The sequence below is a fragment of the Actinoallomurus acanthiterrae genome (assembly GCF_054775715.1).
The window spans coordinates 7,565,171-7,581,403 of record NZ_BAAHCO010000001.1; the positions used below are offsets into that span (position 1 = coordinate 7,565,171).

Below are 16,233 nucleotides of genomic sequence, written 5' to 3' on the forward strand. Positions count from 1 at the left end.
AGACACGCCCTCGGGGCTCTCGTCCGGCTCAGCCGGATGAGGGCCCCGCGGCCGACCGGCGCAGCAGAGTGATCATGCGCCAGGCCTCCGGAGCGTCGAGGGGGACGCCGGGGTCGAAGTCGCCGTACTGCGCCTCCACCGTGAGGCCGCCGGCGAGCCGGAGCGCCGCGTCCAGCTCGGTCGCCGTCCAGAAGCGGTAGGGCACCACGCCGTGGATCACGTCGCCGCCGTCGACGGCGATCGTCACGTGGTCCTCGACGATCTGGGTGATCGGGTCGATCTCATCCGACGGCTCGCCCCACCGTACGTGGGCGCTGGCACCGTCCTTCTCCACGGTCCACGCCGCCGAGACGCGAGGCGTCTCGCTGAGCCGGTCGGCCGGGTGGCTCATCTCGATCACCGCGAGACCGTCCTCGGCGAGGTGCTCCGCGACGCACCGCAGGTACGCCACGAAGGCGTCCAGGGACATCAGGTGCGCCGTCGAGTCGAGCATGGTGATGACGAGGTCGAAGCGACGGCCGAGCTTGAAGTCGGTCATGTCGGCCTCGACGACCTCCAGGGGCAGCCCGCTCCCCCGTTCACGGGCATAGGCGCACATCGCTGCGCTGAGGTCCAGGGCGGTCGCCGCCACGCCCCGGCGGGCGAACTCCCGGGCGTGCTCCGCGGGCCCGGCCGCCAGCTCCAGGACGTTCCGGGCGTCGCCCGCCCAGCGCCGCAGCACGTCGACCTCGCCGCCGACGTCACGGAACGAACAGGCGAGCTCGTACGCCCAGGGATGGTCGTAGATCACGCGTTCCATGCTCCCAGAGCCGCGACGGTGATCGGTGCGGGGCCTGGTTTGACCGGACGCGGTACGCCGGGGCAGGCTCGGCGGCGATGGGATACGTGACGGTGGATGAGGCTCTCGCCGACGTGGCCCGGGTCGGGCCGTACTTCTCCGTCGCCGTCGACCCCGGCGTCGCGGAGCACCCGCTGTGGCGGCCGCTGACCGAGCTGTACGGTCCGGCGCTGCGCGACCAGATCGCGGCCGTGCGGGTGCGTCTCGGCACGTCCGAGGACCGGGTCGCGGCCTCCCTGCTGTTCCAGGGCGTCGCGGGCCGTCTCTGGTCGCCGGTGCTCGCCACCGCCGTCGTCCACGGCCGCGTGCCGGACCTCGATCCGGCCCGTACGTACTGGCGGGCCGCCTCCCCCGGCCCGATCCTCCTGGCGACGCCGGGCGCGGCGGCGCTTCCCGCGGACCCGCCCACCCTCCGTCGCGTCGTGCTCGAGGATCACCTGGCGCCGCTGGTCGCGGCGGTACGGGCGGTCACGCCGGTCGCGGAGGGCCTCCTGTGGGGCAACGCGGCGTCGGCCCTCGCCGGCGCGATGACGGTGCTCTCCCGGGCCCGCCCGACGGTCTCCGGGGCGGCGCTGCGGTGCGTCGAGGAGCTCCTGGCCGGTTCTCCGCTGGCGGGAACCGGCGGCTTCGGTCGCTACGGCTTCCGCCGGCGCAGCTGCTGCCTCTACTACCGGGTACCCGGCGGCGGCAAGTGCGGCGACTGCGCGCTCCTCTGACCTTTGCCTTCACCAGGCCGGCGGTTCAGCCCCGACTCTGAGCGTTGAAGCAGGCGCTCGTGTGGCTACGGCCGCGCCACGACAGCCTGGACGAGGCCGTAGGCGACCGCCTCGTCGGCGCTGAGGAGGCGGTCCTGCCGGGCGTCCTCGCGGATCTCGTCGACCTCCCGGCCGGTCGTCTCGGCCAACCGGATGTAGAAGGCGTCGACCTGACGCCGATGCTCCTCTTCGCGGGCGGCGACGTCCGTCGTGTCGCCCTGGAACGCCGCCCGGGGCTCGGTCAGCCGCAACGTCGCGTGGGGCATCATCTCCCGCCGCCGCGCCGCGGCGAGCACGAGCAGGGGCGGGCCGCCGGTCTGACCGGCGACCAGGACGCGTACCGGGCAGCCGAGGACGCCGATCGTGTCCGCGACGGCGAACGCCGCGTCGGGTTCACCGTCCGGCGACCACAGGTGCAACGTGACCGGCTCCTCCCCCGCCGCGTCGAGCATGACGAGCCTCCCGGACAGCTCCGAGGCGCGGGCGCCGTCGAGCGGCCCGTTCGCGAGGATGATCCGGTGCTCGAACAGCCGGTCGGCGAGCGGATCCGCCGCACCCGGCTCACCCAGCCAGGACCGCTCCTCCGGTCGGGAAGGTCCTCCCGGCCACGACGGCCCCTTCGGGTCGCCAGGGAACTCGGGCGGAAACGACGGCATCGTCATCGGGTGCCCCCTCCGTACGGCTCCTTCGACCATAGCCCGCCCCCGTCACCGTCTCGATCCGGCCCGATCGGCTGGAGCATTCCGTCCAGCCGGGCCACCCGCCCGTCTCCGTCTCGATCCGGCTGAAGTGCTCGCGTCCGGTCAGGCCACCCGCCTCTGCTACCGTGCCGCTCCCGCCCGCGTCGGCTCGAGCGCTTCCGTACAGGCGGGGCCGAGCGCGATCCGCACGTCGAGCAGCCTGGGGTCCTCGGACCGCACGAATCGTCCGCCGAGGCCGCCGAGCAGGGCGCGCACGCGAGAGTTGTCGGCCAGCATGGTGGCGCGGACCTCGGCCAGGCCCTGCTCGTGCGCGACGGCCAGGAGACGGCGGGCCAGCGCCGCCCCGATGCCTCGGCCCTGCCAGCCGTCCTCCACGAGGAACGCCAGCTCGCCTACGCCGGGGTCGAGCGTGTACATCAGGTGCGCGAGGGCGAGGATCGACCCGTCCGGGCCTTCGGCCGCCGTGGTCAGCCCGTGCGCGCGGTCGCAGAACACCCGCAGTAGCCGCCCCGGAATGTCGCCACGCGCGCTGAAGTAGCGGCGGTGCCGGCTCTCGATCGAGCAGCGGGCGTGCATGTCCCGTACGGCGTCGGCGTCGAGGACCGTCAGCGGCCGCACGGTGATCTCGGTACCGTCACCGAGGCTCAGGCGCTGCCGGGCGGGAGCCGGGCCCTGGGCCGGGAGCAGCGAGCGGACCAGGGCGTTGGCCCGGGCGATCTCCGTGAGCGTGAAGGGCAGGCCCTCGCGGTGCAGCAGCACCCCGCGTAGCGGCCCGGCGGAGACGGTGATCGTCGCCGGGTCCGGCTGCTCGTCGAGCGCTGCCGGGCCGGCCACCCACTCCGCGCTGTCGGCGCGCAGCAGCTCGGCCAGGATCTCCGGCAGCGCGCGCGGGTTGGACCGGAGGCGTACGGCGAGGGAGAGCGCGCGGCTCGGCTCGTCGATGAGCTCGTGCGGCGTCGCCGGAACGACGCTGGTCCGGCGGCCCGCGGCGACCGCGACGGCAGCGGCGAGCGCCTCCGCGGTGGTTCCGGTGGGCACGTCCACGACGAACTCGTCCACCACGCCGTCCGTGGCGACCTGGACGGACAGGTCGAGGATGTTCGCTCCCTGCGCGGCCAGCGCGGCGGTCAGGACGGCCAGTCGGCCCGGCCGGTCGTCGATCTCGGTGCGTACGCGGAGCAATGGCATGTCATCCCCTTCGGCGGCTGAACGGGACCAGCGTTCCGCATCGCTGTTACCGGGGCGCTACACGACCGTTTCCGCCGGATCAGCGCTGTCCGGGGGGGCGAACGCGACGAGGGCCCGGCGCCCCGAGACGCCGGACCCTCGTCATCGATGGCGGGTCAGGGCGTCGCGGTCCAGCCGGGCATCGGGAAGCCGGCGAGCAGCTCGCGGATCTCCGCGGCGATCTTGTCGAGGACCGCCTCGTCGTCGGCGGCGGCGACGGCCTGGTCGATCGACGCCGCGACGAACGGCATGTGCTCCTCGGCGAGGCCGCGCGTCGTGATCGCGGCGGTGCCGAGCCGGATGCCCGAGGGGCTCCACGGCTTGCGCGGGTCGAAGGGCACCGTGTTGAAGTTCAGCTCGATGCCGGCGCGGTCGAGCGCCTTGGCCGCCGGCTTGCCGGCGATGCCCTTGGCGGTCAGGTCGATGAGGATCAGGTGGTTGTCGGTGCCGCCGGAGACCAGGTCGAACCCGCGCTCGGTCAGCGCGGCGGCGAGCGCTTGGGCGTTCGCGACGATCTGACGGGAGTACGCCTTGAAGTCCTCCTGGGCGGCCTCCCGGAGCGAGACGGCGATCGCGGCGGTGGTGTGGTTGTGCGGGCCGCCCTGCAGGCCCGGGAAGATCGCCTTGTCGATCGCGGTCGCGTGCTCCGCGGTCGTCAGGATCATGGCGCCGCGCGGGCCGCGAAGGGTCTTGTGCGTGGTCGTGGTGATGACGTCGGCGTGCCCGACCGGCGACGGGTGGGCGCCGCCGGCGACGAGCCCGGCGATGTGCGCGATGTCGGCGGCGAGGACGGCGCCCACCTCGCGGGCGATCTCGGCGAACGCCGGGAAGTCGATCGTCCGCGGGATCGCGGTGCCACCGCAGAAGATCACCTTCGGCCGCTCCGCGCGGGCGAGGTCGCGCACCTGGTCCATGTCGACGCGGCCGGTCTCGCGGCCGACGCCGTAGTGCACCGGGCGCAGCCACTTGCCGGTGATCGACACCGGCGACCCGTGCGTGAGGTGGCCGCCGTGGGCGAGCTCGAGCGACAGGAACGTGTCGCCCGGGTTCAGGAACGCCAGGTGCACGGCGAGGTTGGCGGGCGAGCCGGAGTACGGCTGGACGTTCGCGTGGTCGACGCCGAACAGCTCGCGGGCGCGCGCCTGGGCCAGTTCCTCGACCGGGTCGACGACCTGCTGGCCCTCGTAGTAACGCTTGCCGGGATAGCCCTCGGAGTACTTGTTGGTCAGGACGGAGCCGGTCGCCTCCAGCACCGCCGGGGAGACGTAGTTCTCCGAGGCGATGAGGCGGACCTTGTCGTGCTGACGGCGGGCCTCGGCCTCGATGAGACCGGCCAGGTCGGGGTCGGCCGCGGTGAGATGGGACAGCGCTGGCTGGTGCATGGGGCCTCCATACGGGCTCGGCTCCCAGCACCCAGGCGCGCGGTGCCAGATCTTCTTCGCTCCCCGGTGGTGAACTCCACCTCATGCGCCAGTCGCGGACTCACATCGTACCGAAAGCTCGGACGCGGCTCAGGGGCGACAGGCCGGATCAGGGCACCGGGGCACCCGTTAATACGATCGGCCCGGTGCCCGCCGAGGCGGTACCGGGCCGATCGCAAAAACGATCTACGGGGTCAGTTCCGGACGCGCTGCATCGCGGCCGCGATCGCCGCACGCTCGGCGCGCAGCTTGGCCAGAGCCTCCTCGAGGATGGCCTCGCCGTCGGCGTCGCTGCGCCGCTCCTTCACGTAGGCGAGATGCGTCTTGTAGGGCTCGTTGCGCGGCGGCGCCGGCGGGTTCTCCGCGTCCTTGCCGGCCGGGAACCCGCACCGGGGGCAGTCCCACTGGTCGGGAACCGCGACGTCGGTCGCGAAACTCGGCCGGGACTCGTGCCGGTTCGCGCAGTAGAAGCTCACCCACACACGCGGGGCCGCTTCGCCACGCTCGGCCTCTCCCATCGGGCCAGCACCGACTCGGCTGCCTCGAATAGCGTTGCCACTACCCACGGACTACTCCTCGCTTCCTTTGCCGCCGCAGCGAGGGGCGGCGGCGTCAACACACTGCGGGTCTGGGCTGCTCAGCCGTGGTGGCCGTGCTTGAGCAACAGACCCAGCGCGATGATCGCCACGAACCAGATCACGCCCGTGCCGATCGTGAGCCGGTCGAGGTTCCGCTCGACCACGGACGACCCACCGAGCGACGAACTGATACCGCCGCCGAACAGATCCGACAGGCCGCCGCCCTTGCCCTTGTGCAGGAGGACGAGCAGCACCATCAGCGCGCTCGTGATGATGAGCACGATGGAAGTTGCGATGATCACAGCAGCCCAGCGCTTTCGTGATTCACCCCGCTGTTCGCGGGGAAGGTTCTCGTGTTCAGGTCATCCGTTACCGAGGGTACGACGTTCTACCGCGTGGTTCAGCAGAAACGCGCAGTCTGATGCGCTAGATCACACCGGCAGTTCGCGATACCTACAGATCTTGACGAAGTCCCCCGCGTCCAGGCTCGCTCCGCCGACGAGCGCTCCGTCGATGTCCGGCTTCGCCATGATCCCGGCGATGTTGCCGCCCTTGACTGAACCCCCGTAGAGCACGCGGACCTGCTCGGCGAGATCTCCACTGTACAGCTCGGCCAGCCGGTTCCGGATCGCGCCGCACACCTCCTGCGCGTCTTCCGGGGTGGCGACCTCGCCGGTGCCGATCGCCCAGACCGGCTCGTAGGCGATCACGACGCGCTGTGCCTGCTCGGCGGGGACCTTCTGCAGCCCGCCCTCGACCTGGGAGAGCGTGTGGGACAGGTGCTCGCCCGCCTTACGGATCTCCAGGCCCTCGCCGACGCACAGGATCGGCGTCAGGTCGTGCTTGAGAGCCTGCTTCACCTTGGCGTTGACGAGCGCGTCGTCCTCATGGTGGTACTCCCGGCGCTCGGAGTGCCCGGCCAGGACGTACGCGCAGCCGAGCTTCTCGAGCATCAGTGCCGAGATCTCACCCGTGTAGGCGCCCTTGTCGTGGGCCGACACGTCCTGCGCGCCGTACGTCAGCGCGAGCTTGTCGGCGTCCACCAGCATCTGCATGCTGCGGATGAACGTGAACGGCGGCAGCAGCGCGACGTCCACCGCCTCGTAGTCGGCCTCCCTGAGGCCGAACGCGATCTTCTGGACGTGCGCGATGCCCTCGAAGTGCGTGAGGTTCATCTTCCAGTTGCCGGCCATCAGCGGCTTGCGCTGCGGCGCTGCGGGTTTGGCTGCCACGTTCAGTCCTCCAGGACGGCCAGGCCGGGCAGCGTCTTACCCTCGAGGTACTCGAGGCTCGCGCCGCCACCGGTCGAGATGTGGGAGAAGCCGTCCTCGGGGAGGCCGAGCTTGCGTACGGCCGCGGCGGAGTCGCCCCCACCGACCACGGTGAACGCCTTTGACGCGATCAGCGCCTCGGCCACCGCGCGGGTGCCGCCGGCGAAGGCGTCGAACTCGAAGACGCCCATCGGGCCGTTCCAGAAGACGGTGGCCGCGTCGGCGAGCTTGCTCGCGAACAGCTCACGGGTGCGCGGGCCGATGTCCAGGCCCTCCCGGTCGGCCGGGATGGCGGTCGCTTCGACGGCCTCGTGCGGCGCGTCGGGGGCGAACCCGGTGGCGGCCAGCACGTCGACCGGCAGGACGAGGTCGACGTCGCGCTTGCGCGCCTCCTCGATGAACCCGCGGACCTGGTCGAGCTGGTCCTCCTGCAGCAGCGACTTCCCGACCTCGTGCCCCTGGGCCTTGAGGAAGGTGTACGCCATGCCGCCGCCGATGATCAGCCGGTCGACCTTGCCGAGGAGGTTCGCGATGACGCCGAGCTTGTCGGAGACCTTCGCGCCGCCCAGCACGACGACGTACGGCCGGGCAGGCTCGCCGGTCAGGCGCCGCAGCACGTCGACCTCGGCGGCGATGAGGCCGCCGGCCGCGTGCGGGAGCCGCTGCGGCACGTCGTAGACGCTGGCGTGCTTGCGGTGCACGGCGCCGAAGCCGTCGCCGACGTACAGCTCGGCCAGGGCGGCGAGGCGGTCCGCGAACGCGCCGCGCTCGGCGTCGTCCTTGCTGGTCTCGCCGGCTTCGAAGCGGAGGTTCTCCAGGAGGGCGACCTCGCCGTCCTGGAGCGCGTCGGCCGCCGCCTGCGCGGAGTCGCCGACGGTGTCGGTGGCGAAGCGGACCTCGCGGCCCAGCAGCTCACCCAGCCGCTTCGCGACGGGGGCGAGGGAGAACTCCGGTTTCACCTGCCCCTTGGGGCGGCCGAGGTGGGCGCACACGATGACGCGGGCGCCCCGGTCGGCGAGCTTGGTGATGGTCGGGACGCTGGCCCGGATCCGGCCGTCGTCCCCGATCACGCCGTCCTGCAGCGGGACGTTGAGGTCCGACCGGACCAGCACCCGCCTGCCGCGCACGTCGCCGAGATCGTCGAGCGTGGACATGCTCATTGATCGCACTCCTGGTCGTGTGGGAACGAGCGCAGCAGGCTCACCGCCTGCTGCGCTCGTTCGTGTCGCCGTTGCCTGGCCGCGCCGGCCCTGCGTGTGACTCGTCAGAGCCGCGAGCCCACCAGCTTGGTGATGTCGACGAGACGGTTGGAGTAACCCCACTCGTTGTCGTACCAGCCGACGACCTTGACCTGGTCACCGATCACCTTGGTGAGCCCGGAGTCGAAGATGCAGGACGCCGGGTCGGTGACGATGTCGGAGGAGACGATCGGGTCCTCGGTGTAGGTGAGGATGCCGCGCAGCGGGCCCTCGGCCGCCTCGCGCAGCGCCGCGTTGACCTCCTCGACGCTGGTCTCGCGGCCGACCGTGACGGTCAGGTCGGTCGCCGAGCCGGTCGGCACCGGGACGCGCAGCGCGTAGCCGTCGAGCTTGCCCTTCAGCGCCGGCAGGACGAGGCCGATGGCCTTGGCGGCGCCGGTGCTGGTCGGGACGATGTTGATCGCGGCGGCGCGGGCGCGGCGCAGGTCCTTGTGCGGGCCGTCCTGGAGGTTCTGGTCCTGGGTGTAGGCGTGGATCGTGGTCATCAGGCCACGCTCGATGCCGAAGGTGTCGTGGATGACCTTCGCCATCGGGCCCAGGCAGTTGGTGGTGCAGGACGCGTTGGAGATGACGGTGTGCAGCTCCGGGTCGTAGGCGTCGTCGTTCACGCCCATGACGATCGTGACGTCCTCGTTCTTGGCCGGCGCGGAGATGATGACCTTCTTCGCGCCGTTCTCGACGTGGACCTTCGCCTTGTTGGCGTCGGTGAACAGGCCGGTCGACTCGATGACGACGTCGACGCCCAGGTCGCCCCACGGCAGCTTGGCCGGGTCGCGCTCGGCGAAGGCCTTGATGGTCTTGCCGCCCACGGTGATCTCGTCCGCGCCGGCCTTCACCTCTTCGGGGAGCCGGCCGAGGATGCTGTCGTACTTGAGCAGGTGAGCGAGCGTGGCGTTGTCGGTGAGGTCGTTGACCGCCACGACCTCGACGTCGCCACCGGCGGCGTTCAGCGCTCGCCAGAAGTTGCGGCCGATGCGGCCGAAGCCGTTAACGCCAACCCGGATGGTCACGGCACCGATCTCCTCATGCTTCGTCCCCCGGAGCTCACCGGGGGCCTGTGAACCTGACGTGTGTGCTCTCAGGTCGACCCTACCGAACCCGGTGTGATGCGACTGTAACCACCGGGCGGGAAGCGACCGGTCCGCCGCCCTGCCGGGAGCCAACATCCGATGGCGGGCGGCGGACCACGGAAAGCGTATTTGGTCTAGACCTAATTGGTCTAGACCAAATCGATACAGAAAAGGCGATTCACCGAAGTGACCGGCGTCACTCATGAGACCGGCCGCCTGTGCCGAGGCCCCTGAGTCCTCGTTCGCAGGCGTCGGTGCGGCGCTTCTCCGGCGCGCTCGCCGCCTGGCGGGCGGCCGTGCGGCACGCCTCGTGAGCCTCACGGCGCCGTTCCGCCGACGCCGCCAGGTGTTTGCCCGTACGGCGTCGCCGACGAGCCCGAGGCCGGGCTCAGGGCCGCGTGGACCGTGCCGACGCGCCTGAGGGTCTGCCGCGCCGTCGGCGCGGCAGACCCTCAGGCGGTCCCTTTCGCCGGATCCCCGGCGAATCGATCAGGGGGCGAGCATGTCGGCGGTGACGTTGGCCTCGGTACCCGCGATGCCCTGGTCCATGGCGCGCTTGTCGGCCATGGCCAGCAGCCGCCGGATCCGGCCGGCGATGGCGTCCTTGGTCAGCGGCGGGTCGGCGAGCTGCCCGAGCTCCTCCAGCGACGCCTGCTTGTGCTCCAGCCGCAGCCGGCGGCGACGAGGTGCTCCGGGGCGTCGTCGGCGAGGATCTCCAGGGCGCGCGCGACGCGCGCTCCGGCCGCGACCGCGGCCCGCGCGGAGCGGCGCAGGTTGGCGTCGTCGAAGTTGGCCAGCCGGTTGGCGGTCGCCCGCACCTCGCGGCGCATGCGGCGCTCCTCCCAGGCGAGCACCGAGTCGTGCGCGCCGAGCCGGGTCAGCAGCGCCGAGATCGCGTCGCCGTCACGGACGACGACGCGGTCGACGCCGCGCACCTCGCGCGCCTTGGCGTGGATCCGCAGCCGCCGCGCCGAGCCGACCAGGGCCAGGGCGGCCTCCGGCCCGGGGCAGGTGACCTCGAGGGACATCGACCGGCCGGGCTCGGTCAGCGACCCGTGCGCCAGGAACGCCCCGCGCCACGCCGACTCGGCGTCGCAGGCGCCGCCGGAGACGACGTGCCGGGGCAGGCCCCGGACCGGGCGGCCGTTGTTGTCGATCAGCCCGGTCTGGCGGGCCAGGGACTCACCGTCGCGGAACACCCGCACGACGTACCGGTTGCCCTTGCGCAGACCGCTCGGCGCCAGCACCACGACGTCGGAGGTGTGGCCGAAGACCTCGGCGAGGTCCTTGCGCAGGCGTCGCGCCGCGGCTCCGGTGTCGAGCTCCGCCTCGATCACGATGCGCCCGCTGACAATGTGCAGGCCCCCGGCGAAGCGCAGCAGCGTCGACACCTCGGCCTTGCGGCAGCACGGCTTCATGACGGACAGCCTGCTCAGCTCGTCCTTCACCACGCCGGTCATCGCCATGGATGTGATCCTCCCCCTGTAGCCATCATCCCGTCAGGGCAGTCTCGCGGAATCTTGCCGGGGACAGTGGCCGCTGACAAAGATCTGTGCGAACGCTTGGGCCAACCGTGCCGGATCATGCCGTGGAGATCCATCTCCGGCCGCCACGTCGGCCAGCACGAGCGTTCCACCGAGGGTACGTGCCGCCTTTTCAAGAACATCGCGCTCTTCGACGACATTCCGGTCGGCGAGGACGACGTCGACCCGGAGGTCGGGTGCATGCGCCCGCAGCACTTCCAGGTGCCGCTGCGGCGAGAAGTCGTCGGTCTCGCCGGGCTGGGGTTCGAGGTTGAGGGCGACGATCCGCCGGGCCGAGGTGCGCAGCAGCGCGCCCGCCAGCTCCGGCACCTTCAGATGGGGCAGCACGCTGGTGAACCAGGAGCCGGGCCCGAAGACGACCCAGTCGGCCTCCTCGATGGCGCGCAGCGCCTCCGGGGAGGCGGGCGGATCCGCAGGGACCAGGGAGACGCTCAGCACCTGTCCCGGCGTCTTCGCGCAGGCCACCTGCCCCTGAACGTGCGTGATCTCCTGCGGCCGCTCCGGGTCGGCGCCGCGGACCTCCGCGACGATGTCGAGAGGGACGGACGCCATGGGCAGCACCCGGCCCTCCGCGCCCAGCAGCCGCCCCATCCAGTCGAGGCCGGCGACCGGGTCGTCGAGGAGCTCCCACAGCGCCACCATCAGCAGGTTGCCCACGGCGTGCCCGTGCAGCTCGCCCTGGCTGCGGAAGCGGTGCTGGACGACCTCGCTCCAGGTGCGCCCCCAGTCGTCGTCGCGGCACAGCGCGGCCAGGGCCATGCGCAGGTCGCCGGGCGGCAGGACGCCCAGCTCCCGCCGCAGCCGGCCGCTGGACCCGCCGTCGTCGGCGACGGTCACCACGGCCGTGAGCCGGTCGGTGACGCGCCTCAGCGCGGACAACGAGGCGAACAATCCGTGCCCGCCGCCGAGGGCGACGACCTTGGGGGAAGTCACGTGCGGTTATTCCCGTCCCAGATCCCGGTGGACGACCCTTACCTCGAGCCCCTCGTCGCCCAGCCGGGCGCCGAACTGCTCGGCCATGGCGACGCTGCGGTGCTTGCCGCCGGTACAGCCGACGGCGAGCGTCACGTAGTGCTTGCCCTCGCGCTCGTACCCCTCCACGAGGAGCCGCAGCACCTCGGTGTAGGAGTCGAGGAACTCCTTGGCTCCCGGCCGGGACAGCACGTAGTCGCGCACCGCCGCGTCGCGGCCGTTCTGCGGGCGCAGCTCGGGGATCCAGTGCGGGTTCGGCAGGAACCGGCAGTCGACGACCAGGTCCGCGTCGACGGGCAGGCCGTACTTGTAGCCGAAGGAGACCACGGTCGCGCGCAGGCTCGACTCCGCCGCCTCGCCGCCGAAGAACTCGACGATCTTGGCCCGCAGCTCGTGGACGTTCAGCGCGCTGGTGTCCAGGACGAGATCGGCCTCGGCGCGCACCTCGCGCAGCCGCTCGCGCTCGCGGGCGATGCCGTCGACGATCCGGCCGTCGCCCTGGAGCGGGTGCGGCCGACGTACGCTCTCGAAGCGGCGGACGAGGACGTCGTCGGACGCCTCGAGGTAGACCACGCGCGGGTGCGCGCCCCGCGCCTCCAGGTCGTCGAAGGCCGACTGCAGGTCGGTCGTGAAGGCCCGGCTGCGCACGTCGACGACGACCGCGATGCGCGGCACCGCGCCCTGGCCCCGCTCGGCCAGGTCGGCCATCGTGGCCAGCAGCGCGGGCGGCAGGTTGTCGACGACGAACCAGTCCAGGTCCTCCAGCGACTTGGCCGCCGTGCTCCGCCCGGCGCCCGACATACCGGTGATGATCACTATGTCGGGCACCTGTGGCCCGCCCGTTAGATTCGCCCCTGTCGTGTGATTCACGTCCTGCCTCCCCCGTCCTGGGCCGGTGACGCCGCCCCGTCCTGAGCGCCTGGTGCGGCCCCGTCGTGGCCGCGCAGCGCCGCGACGATGTTCTCAGCCGTACGGCGTCCGATGCCAGGAACCTCCGCGATCTGGTCCGGACCGGCCTCCTTGAGGAGCTTCACCGACCCGAAGTGCTTGATCAGCGCCTTGCGACGGCCCGGGCCGAGGCCGGGGACGTCGTCGAGCTCGCTGACGAGCATGCCCTTGCTGCGCTTGGTCCGGTGGTATCGGATGGCGAAGTCGTGCGCCTGGTCGCGCAACCGCTGCACGAGGTACATCGCTTCGCTGTTGCGCGGGAGGATGACCGGGTCCTCCTCGCCGGGCAGCCACAGCTCCTCCAGGCGCTTGGCGATGCCGCACACGTCGACGTCGTCGATGCCGAGTTCGTCGAGCGCCCGCTGGGCGGCGGCGACCTGCGGCGGGCCGCCGTCGACCACGACGAGGTTCGGCGGATAGGCGAACTTCCGCGGCTTTCCGGTCTCCGGGTCGATCGGCCCGCCGGCCTCCGGCTCGCCCAGGACGTCCAGCTCGCCGGTCTTCTCCGTCTCCTCGAGGTAGCGCTTGAAGCGCCGGCGGATCACCTCGTGGATCGAGCGCACGTCGTCCTGGCCCTCGACCGTCTTGATGGAGAACCGCCGGTATTCGCTCTTGCGGGCCAGGCCGTCCTCGAAGACGACCATCGACGCGACGACGTTGGTGCCCTGGAGGTTGGAGACGTCGTAGCACTCCATGCGCAGCGGCGCCTGGTCGAGCTCGAGGGCGTCCTGGAGCTCCTGCAGGCCCTTGCTGCGGGTCGTCAGGTCCGTCGCCCGGCGCGTCTTGTGCTGCTTGAAAGCCTCGACGGCGTTGCGCTCGACGGTCTCCATCAGCGTCTTCTTGTCGCCGCGCTGGGGCACGCGCAGGTCGACCCGGCCGCCCCGGTGCTCGGCGAGCAGTTCCACGACCGCGTCGGTGTCGGGCGGCAGCGCGGGCACGAGGATCTCCCGGGGCACCGCCTCGGCGGCGGTCTCGCCGTACATCTGCAGCAGGAACTGCTCGACGAGCTCGCCGGTCGTGACGTCCTCGACCTTGTCGACCACCCAGCCGCGCTGGCCGCGGATGCGCCCGCCGCGGACGTAGAAGACCTGCGCGGCGGCCTCGAGCTGGTCGTCGACGAAGGCGATCACGTCGCAGTCGGTGGTGTCGCCCAGCACCACGGACTGCTTCTCCAGCGCCCGCTGCAGCGCCCGGATGTCGTCGCGCAGCCGCGCCGCGCGCTCGTACTCCTGCTCGACGGCGGCCGCCTTCATGTCCTTCTCGAGGGCCTTGATGAAGCGCGCGGTGTCACCCGCCATGAAGGCGCAGAAGTCCTCGGCCAGGTCGCGGTGCCCCTGCTCGGTGATCCGGCCGACGCAGGGCGCGGCACACTTGCCGATGTCGCCGAGCAGGCAGGGCCGGCCCATCCGACGCTGCCGCTGGAACACTCCGGCCGAGCAGGTGCGCACGGGGAACACGCGCAGCAGCTGGTCGACGGTCTCGCGGATCGCCCACGCGTGGGAGTAGGGCCCGAAGTAGCGGACGCCCTTCTTCTTGGCGCCGCGCATGACCTGCACGCGCGGGACGTCCTCGTGCATCGTGACCGCGAGGTAGGGATAGGACTTGTCGTCGCGGTACTTCACGTTGAACCGCGGGTCGAACTCCTTGATCCAGGAGTACTCCAGCTGGAGCGCCTCGACCTCGGTGCCGACGACCGTCCAGTCGACGTCCGTGGCGGTCTGCAGCATCGTCTGCGTGCGGGGATGCAGCCCCGCGAAGTCGGCGAAGTAGGAGTTCAGCCGGGAACGGAGGCTCTTCGCCTTGCCCACGTAAATGACCCGGCCGGTCCCGTCGCGGAATCGGTAGACCCCGGGCGATTCAGGTACGGAGCCGGACGCGGGCCGATAGGTCGCCGGATCTGCCACGCCGTAAGCCTAATGCGCTCGCGGAGCGAGGCGGCTTCAGTGGTCATTTGGGGTGATATGTGTCACCTGTGAATCTTGGTGATTTGTGGGAACGACGGCGTGTCTGGAAGGTCGGGTTTGGGTCATTGATGCGCTAAGGAGGACCTTCATCGTGTCGACCGTCACCGCGCTGGCCATTCTGGTCGGGTCGGTCCTGCTCAGCCTGCTGGTGGTGGAGATCCTCCGGCGGGCGCTCACGAGCCGGCTGGTGTCGCGCTGGCCGCTGGCCCCGCCGATCGTCCGGCGATGCGTGAAGCCCGCCTTCGTCCTCGCGTTCGCCGCCGGGGCGACGGCCGGGCTGCCGCCGCGGGGGATCCTCGGCAGGTTCACCTCCGACATCCGGCACGCGCTGTCCCTCATCGTCATCGCGTCGATGACCTGGCTGCTCATCCAGGCGGCGTACGCCGCCACCGACGTCGCCCTCGACCACCTCACCAAGATCGAGGGCGACCGCAACGTCCGCGCCCGGCGGGTCCGCACCCAGGTGATGCTCCTGCGCCGCACCTCCGCCTTCGTCGTCGCGATCATCGCGGCGTCGTCGATGCTGTTCACGTTCCCGGCCGTACGCGCGGTGGGCGCGGGGCTGCTCGCCTCCGCCGGGATCGCCGGCATCGTCGCCGGTATCGCCGCCCAGTCGACGCTGAGCAACGTCTTCGCCGGCCTGCAACTGGCCTTCAGCGATGCCCTCCGCATCGACGACGTGATCGTCGTGAAGGGCGAGTGGGGCCGCATCGAGGAGCTGACCCTCACGTACGTCGTGATGCGCCTGTGGGACGAACGACGGCTCGTGCTCCCCGTGTCGTACTTCGCGCAGAACTCCTTCGAGAACTGGACCCGGCACACCGCCCGCGTGATCGGCACCGTCCTGCTGCACGTCGACTGGAACGTTCCCGTGGAGGAGCTGCGGACGGAGCTGTACCGGTTCCTGCGCGAGCATCCCCTCTGGGACCAGAAGGACTGGGTCCTGCAGGTGACCGACGTGCTGCAGAACGGCCTGATCCAGATCCGGGCGCTGATGAGCGCGCACGACTCCGCCAGCGCGTTCGACCTGCGCTGCGACGTCCGCGAGCACCTCATCGCCTACATCCGGGAGAACCATCCCTCGGCGCTGCCCCGGCTTCGTACGGACACGGACGGCCCGGTCCCGGGGAACGCCTTGTCACAGGACCGGACCGCGCCGCGGTGACGGCCGACGAGCTCCGGGCCGGGGCGTCGTGCCGTGCGGTCAGGCCAGCTTGATCTCGCCGTTCTCCACCTTGACGGACTTGCTCGGCAACGGCTTCGGCGCCGGGCCGTGGACGACGGAACCGTCGCTGATCCGGTACTTGCTGCCGTGGCACGGGCAGTCGATGGTGCCGTCGGAGACCGTGCCGACCGTGCAGCCCCGATGGGTACAGACCGCGCTGAACGCCACGAACTTCCCCTTCTCCGGCTGGGTGACGACGACCTTCTGATCCTTGAATATCTTTCCGCCGCCGACCGGGATGTCGGAGGACTTGCCGAGCGCGCCGCCGCTCGAGCCGCTACCGCTCGAGCCGGAGCCGCCGCAGGCGGCGAGCGTCCCGGCGAGGCCGGCCAGGCCGACCCCGAGCAGCATGCCACGGCGCGTCGGCGCCGCGCCCGGCTCGGTGTCGGCGTCCGTGGAACCGGCGGCCGGGGCGGCCGAGGGATCGAACGGCATGGGGCTCCTCCTCGTGTACGGGGTC

At 71.5% G+C, this 16,233-nt stretch carries 15 protein-coding genes, 1 pseudogene and 1 riboswitch; of the genes and pseudogenes, 2 read left to right on the forward strand and 14 right to left on the reverse strand.

Annotated elements, in window-relative coordinates:
- Positions 1-28: 28 nt before the first annotated feature.
- Positions 29-799, reverse strand: coding sequence for a class I SAM-dependent methyltransferase (locus ACYVF7_RS35730; protein ID WP_460349425.1), 771 nt, complete (start codon positions 797-799; stop codon positions 29-31).
- A gap of 77 nt (positions 800-876) precedes the next feature.
- Here ACYVF7_RS35730 and ACYVF7_RS35735 point away from each other — a divergent pair, with 77 nt between their 5' ends.
- Positions 877-1,554: a (2Fe-2S)-binding protein gene (locus ACYVF7_RS35735; protein WP_460349427.1), complete on the forward strand. Its 678-nt coding sequence runs from the start codon at positions 877-879 to the stop codon at positions 1,552-1,554.
- Positions 1,555-1,619: 65 nt separating this feature from the next.
- Here the strand turns inward: ACYVF7_RS35735 and ACYVF7_RS35740 are convergent, their stop codons facing one another.
- From ACYVF7_RS35740 to uvrC, 12 genes and pseudogenes are all read right to left on the reverse strand, one after another.
- The gene (locus tag ACYVF7_RS35740) at positions 1,620-2,255 is read right to left on the reverse strand and encodes a ClpP family protease (protein ID WP_460349429.1); all 636 of its coding nucleotides are present in this window, start codon (positions 2,253-2,255) and stop codon (positions 1,620-1,622) included.
- 159 nt (positions 2,256-2,414) lie between these two features.
- Positions 2,415-3,482 carry a GNAT family N-acetyltransferase gene (locus tag ACYVF7_RS35745; protein WP_460349432.1) on the reverse strand — a complete coding sequence of 356 codons (1,068 nt, stop codon included), beginning with the start codon at positions 3,480-3,482 and terminating at the stop codon, positions 2,415-2,417.
- Positions 3,483-3,637: 155 nt separating this feature from the next.
- Entirely contained in the window at positions 3,638-4,903 is a 1,266-nt protein-coding gene (locus ACYVF7_RS35750) for a serine hydroxymethyltransferase (RefSeq protein WP_460349434.1), read from the reverse strand.
- A gap of 22 nt (positions 4,904-4,925) precedes the next feature.
- A riboswitch (ZMP/ZTP riboswitch) is annotated at positions 4,926-5,009 on the reverse strand.
- A gap of 127 nt (positions 5,010-5,136) precedes the next feature.
- Positions 5,137-5,508, reverse strand: coding sequence for an RNA polymerase-binding protein RbpA (locus ACYVF7_RS35755; protein ID WP_345436321.1), 372 nt, complete (start codon positions 5,506-5,508; stop codon positions 5,137-5,139).
- A 71-nt stretch (positions 5,509-5,579) separates the two neighbouring features.
- Entirely contained in the window at positions 5,580-5,822 is a 243-nt protein-coding gene (secG, locus tag ACYVF7_RS35760; protein WP_360878932.1) for a preprotein translocase subunit SecG, read from the reverse strand.
- 129 nt (positions 5,823-5,951) lie between these two features.
- Complete coding sequence (gene tpiA, locus ACYVF7_RS35765) at positions 5,952-6,713, reverse strand: triose-phosphate isomerase (RefSeq protein WP_460358300.1); 762 nt, start codon at positions 6,711-6,713, stop codon at positions 5,952-5,954.
- 41 nt (positions 6,714-6,754) lie between these two features.
- Entirely contained in the window at positions 6,755-7,945 is a 1,191-nt protein-coding gene (locus tag ACYVF7_RS35770; protein WP_460358302.1) for a phosphoglycerate kinase, read from the reverse strand.
- A gap of 110 nt (positions 7,946-8,055) precedes the next feature.
- Positions 8,056-9,060, reverse strand: a complete 1,005-nt coding sequence (gene gap / locus ACYVF7_RS35775; protein ID WP_460349437.1) for a type I glyceraldehyde-3-phosphate dehydrogenase — start codon at positions 9,058-9,060, stop codon at positions 8,056-8,058.
- 549 nt (positions 9,061-9,609) lie between these two features.
- Positions 9,610-10,586, reverse strand: a pseudogene (gene whiA, locus ACYVF7_RS35780) (DNA-binding protein WhiA).
- Positions 10,587-10,619: 33 nt separating this feature from the next.
- Entirely contained in the window at positions 10,620-11,597 is a 978-nt protein-coding gene (locus tag ACYVF7_RS35785; protein ID WP_460349439.1) for a gluconeogenesis factor YvcK family protein, read from the reverse strand.
- Between the two features lie 6 nt (positions 11,598-11,603).
- The gene (gene rapZ, locus ACYVF7_RS35790) at positions 11,604-12,506 is read right to left on the reverse strand and encodes an RNase adapter RapZ (protein WP_460349441.1); all 903 of its coding nucleotides are present in this window, start codon (positions 12,504-12,506) and stop codon (positions 11,604-11,606) included.
- Entirely contained in the window at positions 12,503-14,488 is a 1,986-nt protein-coding gene (gene uvrC, locus ACYVF7_RS35795) for an excinuclease ABC subunit UvrC (RefSeq protein WP_460349443.1), read from the reverse strand. Before uvrC ends, rapZ begins: the two co-directional genes overlap by 4 nt.
- Positions 14,489-14,639: 151 nt before the next feature.
- Between uvrC and ACYVF7_RS35800 the strand changes: the two genes are divergently transcribed.
- Positions 14,640-15,713 carry a mechanosensitive ion channel family protein gene (locus tag ACYVF7_RS35800; protein ID WP_460349445.1) on the forward strand — a complete coding sequence of 358 codons (1,074 nt, stop codon included), beginning with the start codon at positions 14,640-14,642 and terminating at the stop codon, positions 15,711-15,713.
- Positions 15,714-15,752: 39 nt separating this feature from the next.
- On the opposite strand, the gene ACYVF7_RS35805 is transcribed toward ACYVF7_RS35800, so the two are convergent.
- A complete protein-coding gene (locus tag ACYVF7_RS35805) occupies positions 15,753-16,208 on the reverse strand; it encodes a Rieske (2Fe-2S) protein (protein WP_460349447.1) in 456 nt (151 codons plus the stop codon).
- Positions 16,209-16,233 lie beyond the last annotated feature (25 nt).

What these genes read in the sequence shown, in the direction of transcription:
- ACYVF7_RS35745 (WP_460349432.1), bottom strand. Translation starts at nt 3,482, where the DNA reads ATGCCATTGCTCCGCGTACGCACCGAGATCGACGACCGGCCGGGCCGA.
- ACYVF7_RS35735 (WP_460349427.1), top strand. Translation starts at nt 877, where the DNA reads ATGGGATACGTGACGGTGGATGAGGCTCTCGCCGACGTGGCCCGGGTC.
- ACYVF7_RS35730 (WP_460349425.1), bottom strand. Translation starts at nt 799, where the DNA reads ATGGAACGCGTGATCTACGACCATCCCTGGGCGTACGAGCTCGCCTGT.
- ACYVF7_RS35770 (WP_460358302.1), bottom strand. Translation starts at nt 7,945, where the DNA reads ATGTCCACGCTCGACGATCTCGGCGACGTGCGCGGCAGGCGGGTGCTG.
- tpiA (WP_460358300.1), bottom strand. Translation starts at nt 6,713, where the DNA reads ATGGCCGGCAACTGGAAGATGAACCTCACGCACTTCGAGGGCATCGCG.
- ACYVF7_RS35805 (WP_460349447.1), bottom strand. Translation starts at nt 16,208, where the DNA reads ATGCCGTTCGATCCCTCGGCCGCCCCGGCCGCCGGTTCCACGGACGCC.
- ACYVF7_RS35750 (WP_460349434.1), bottom strand. Translation starts at nt 4,903, where the DNA reads ATGCACCAGCCAGCGCTGTCCCATCTCACCGCGGCCGACCCCGACCTG.
- ACYVF7_RS35740 (WP_460349429.1), bottom strand. Translation starts at nt 2,255, where the DNA reads ATGACGATGCCGTCGTTTCCGCCCGAGTTCCCTGGCGACCCGAAGGGG.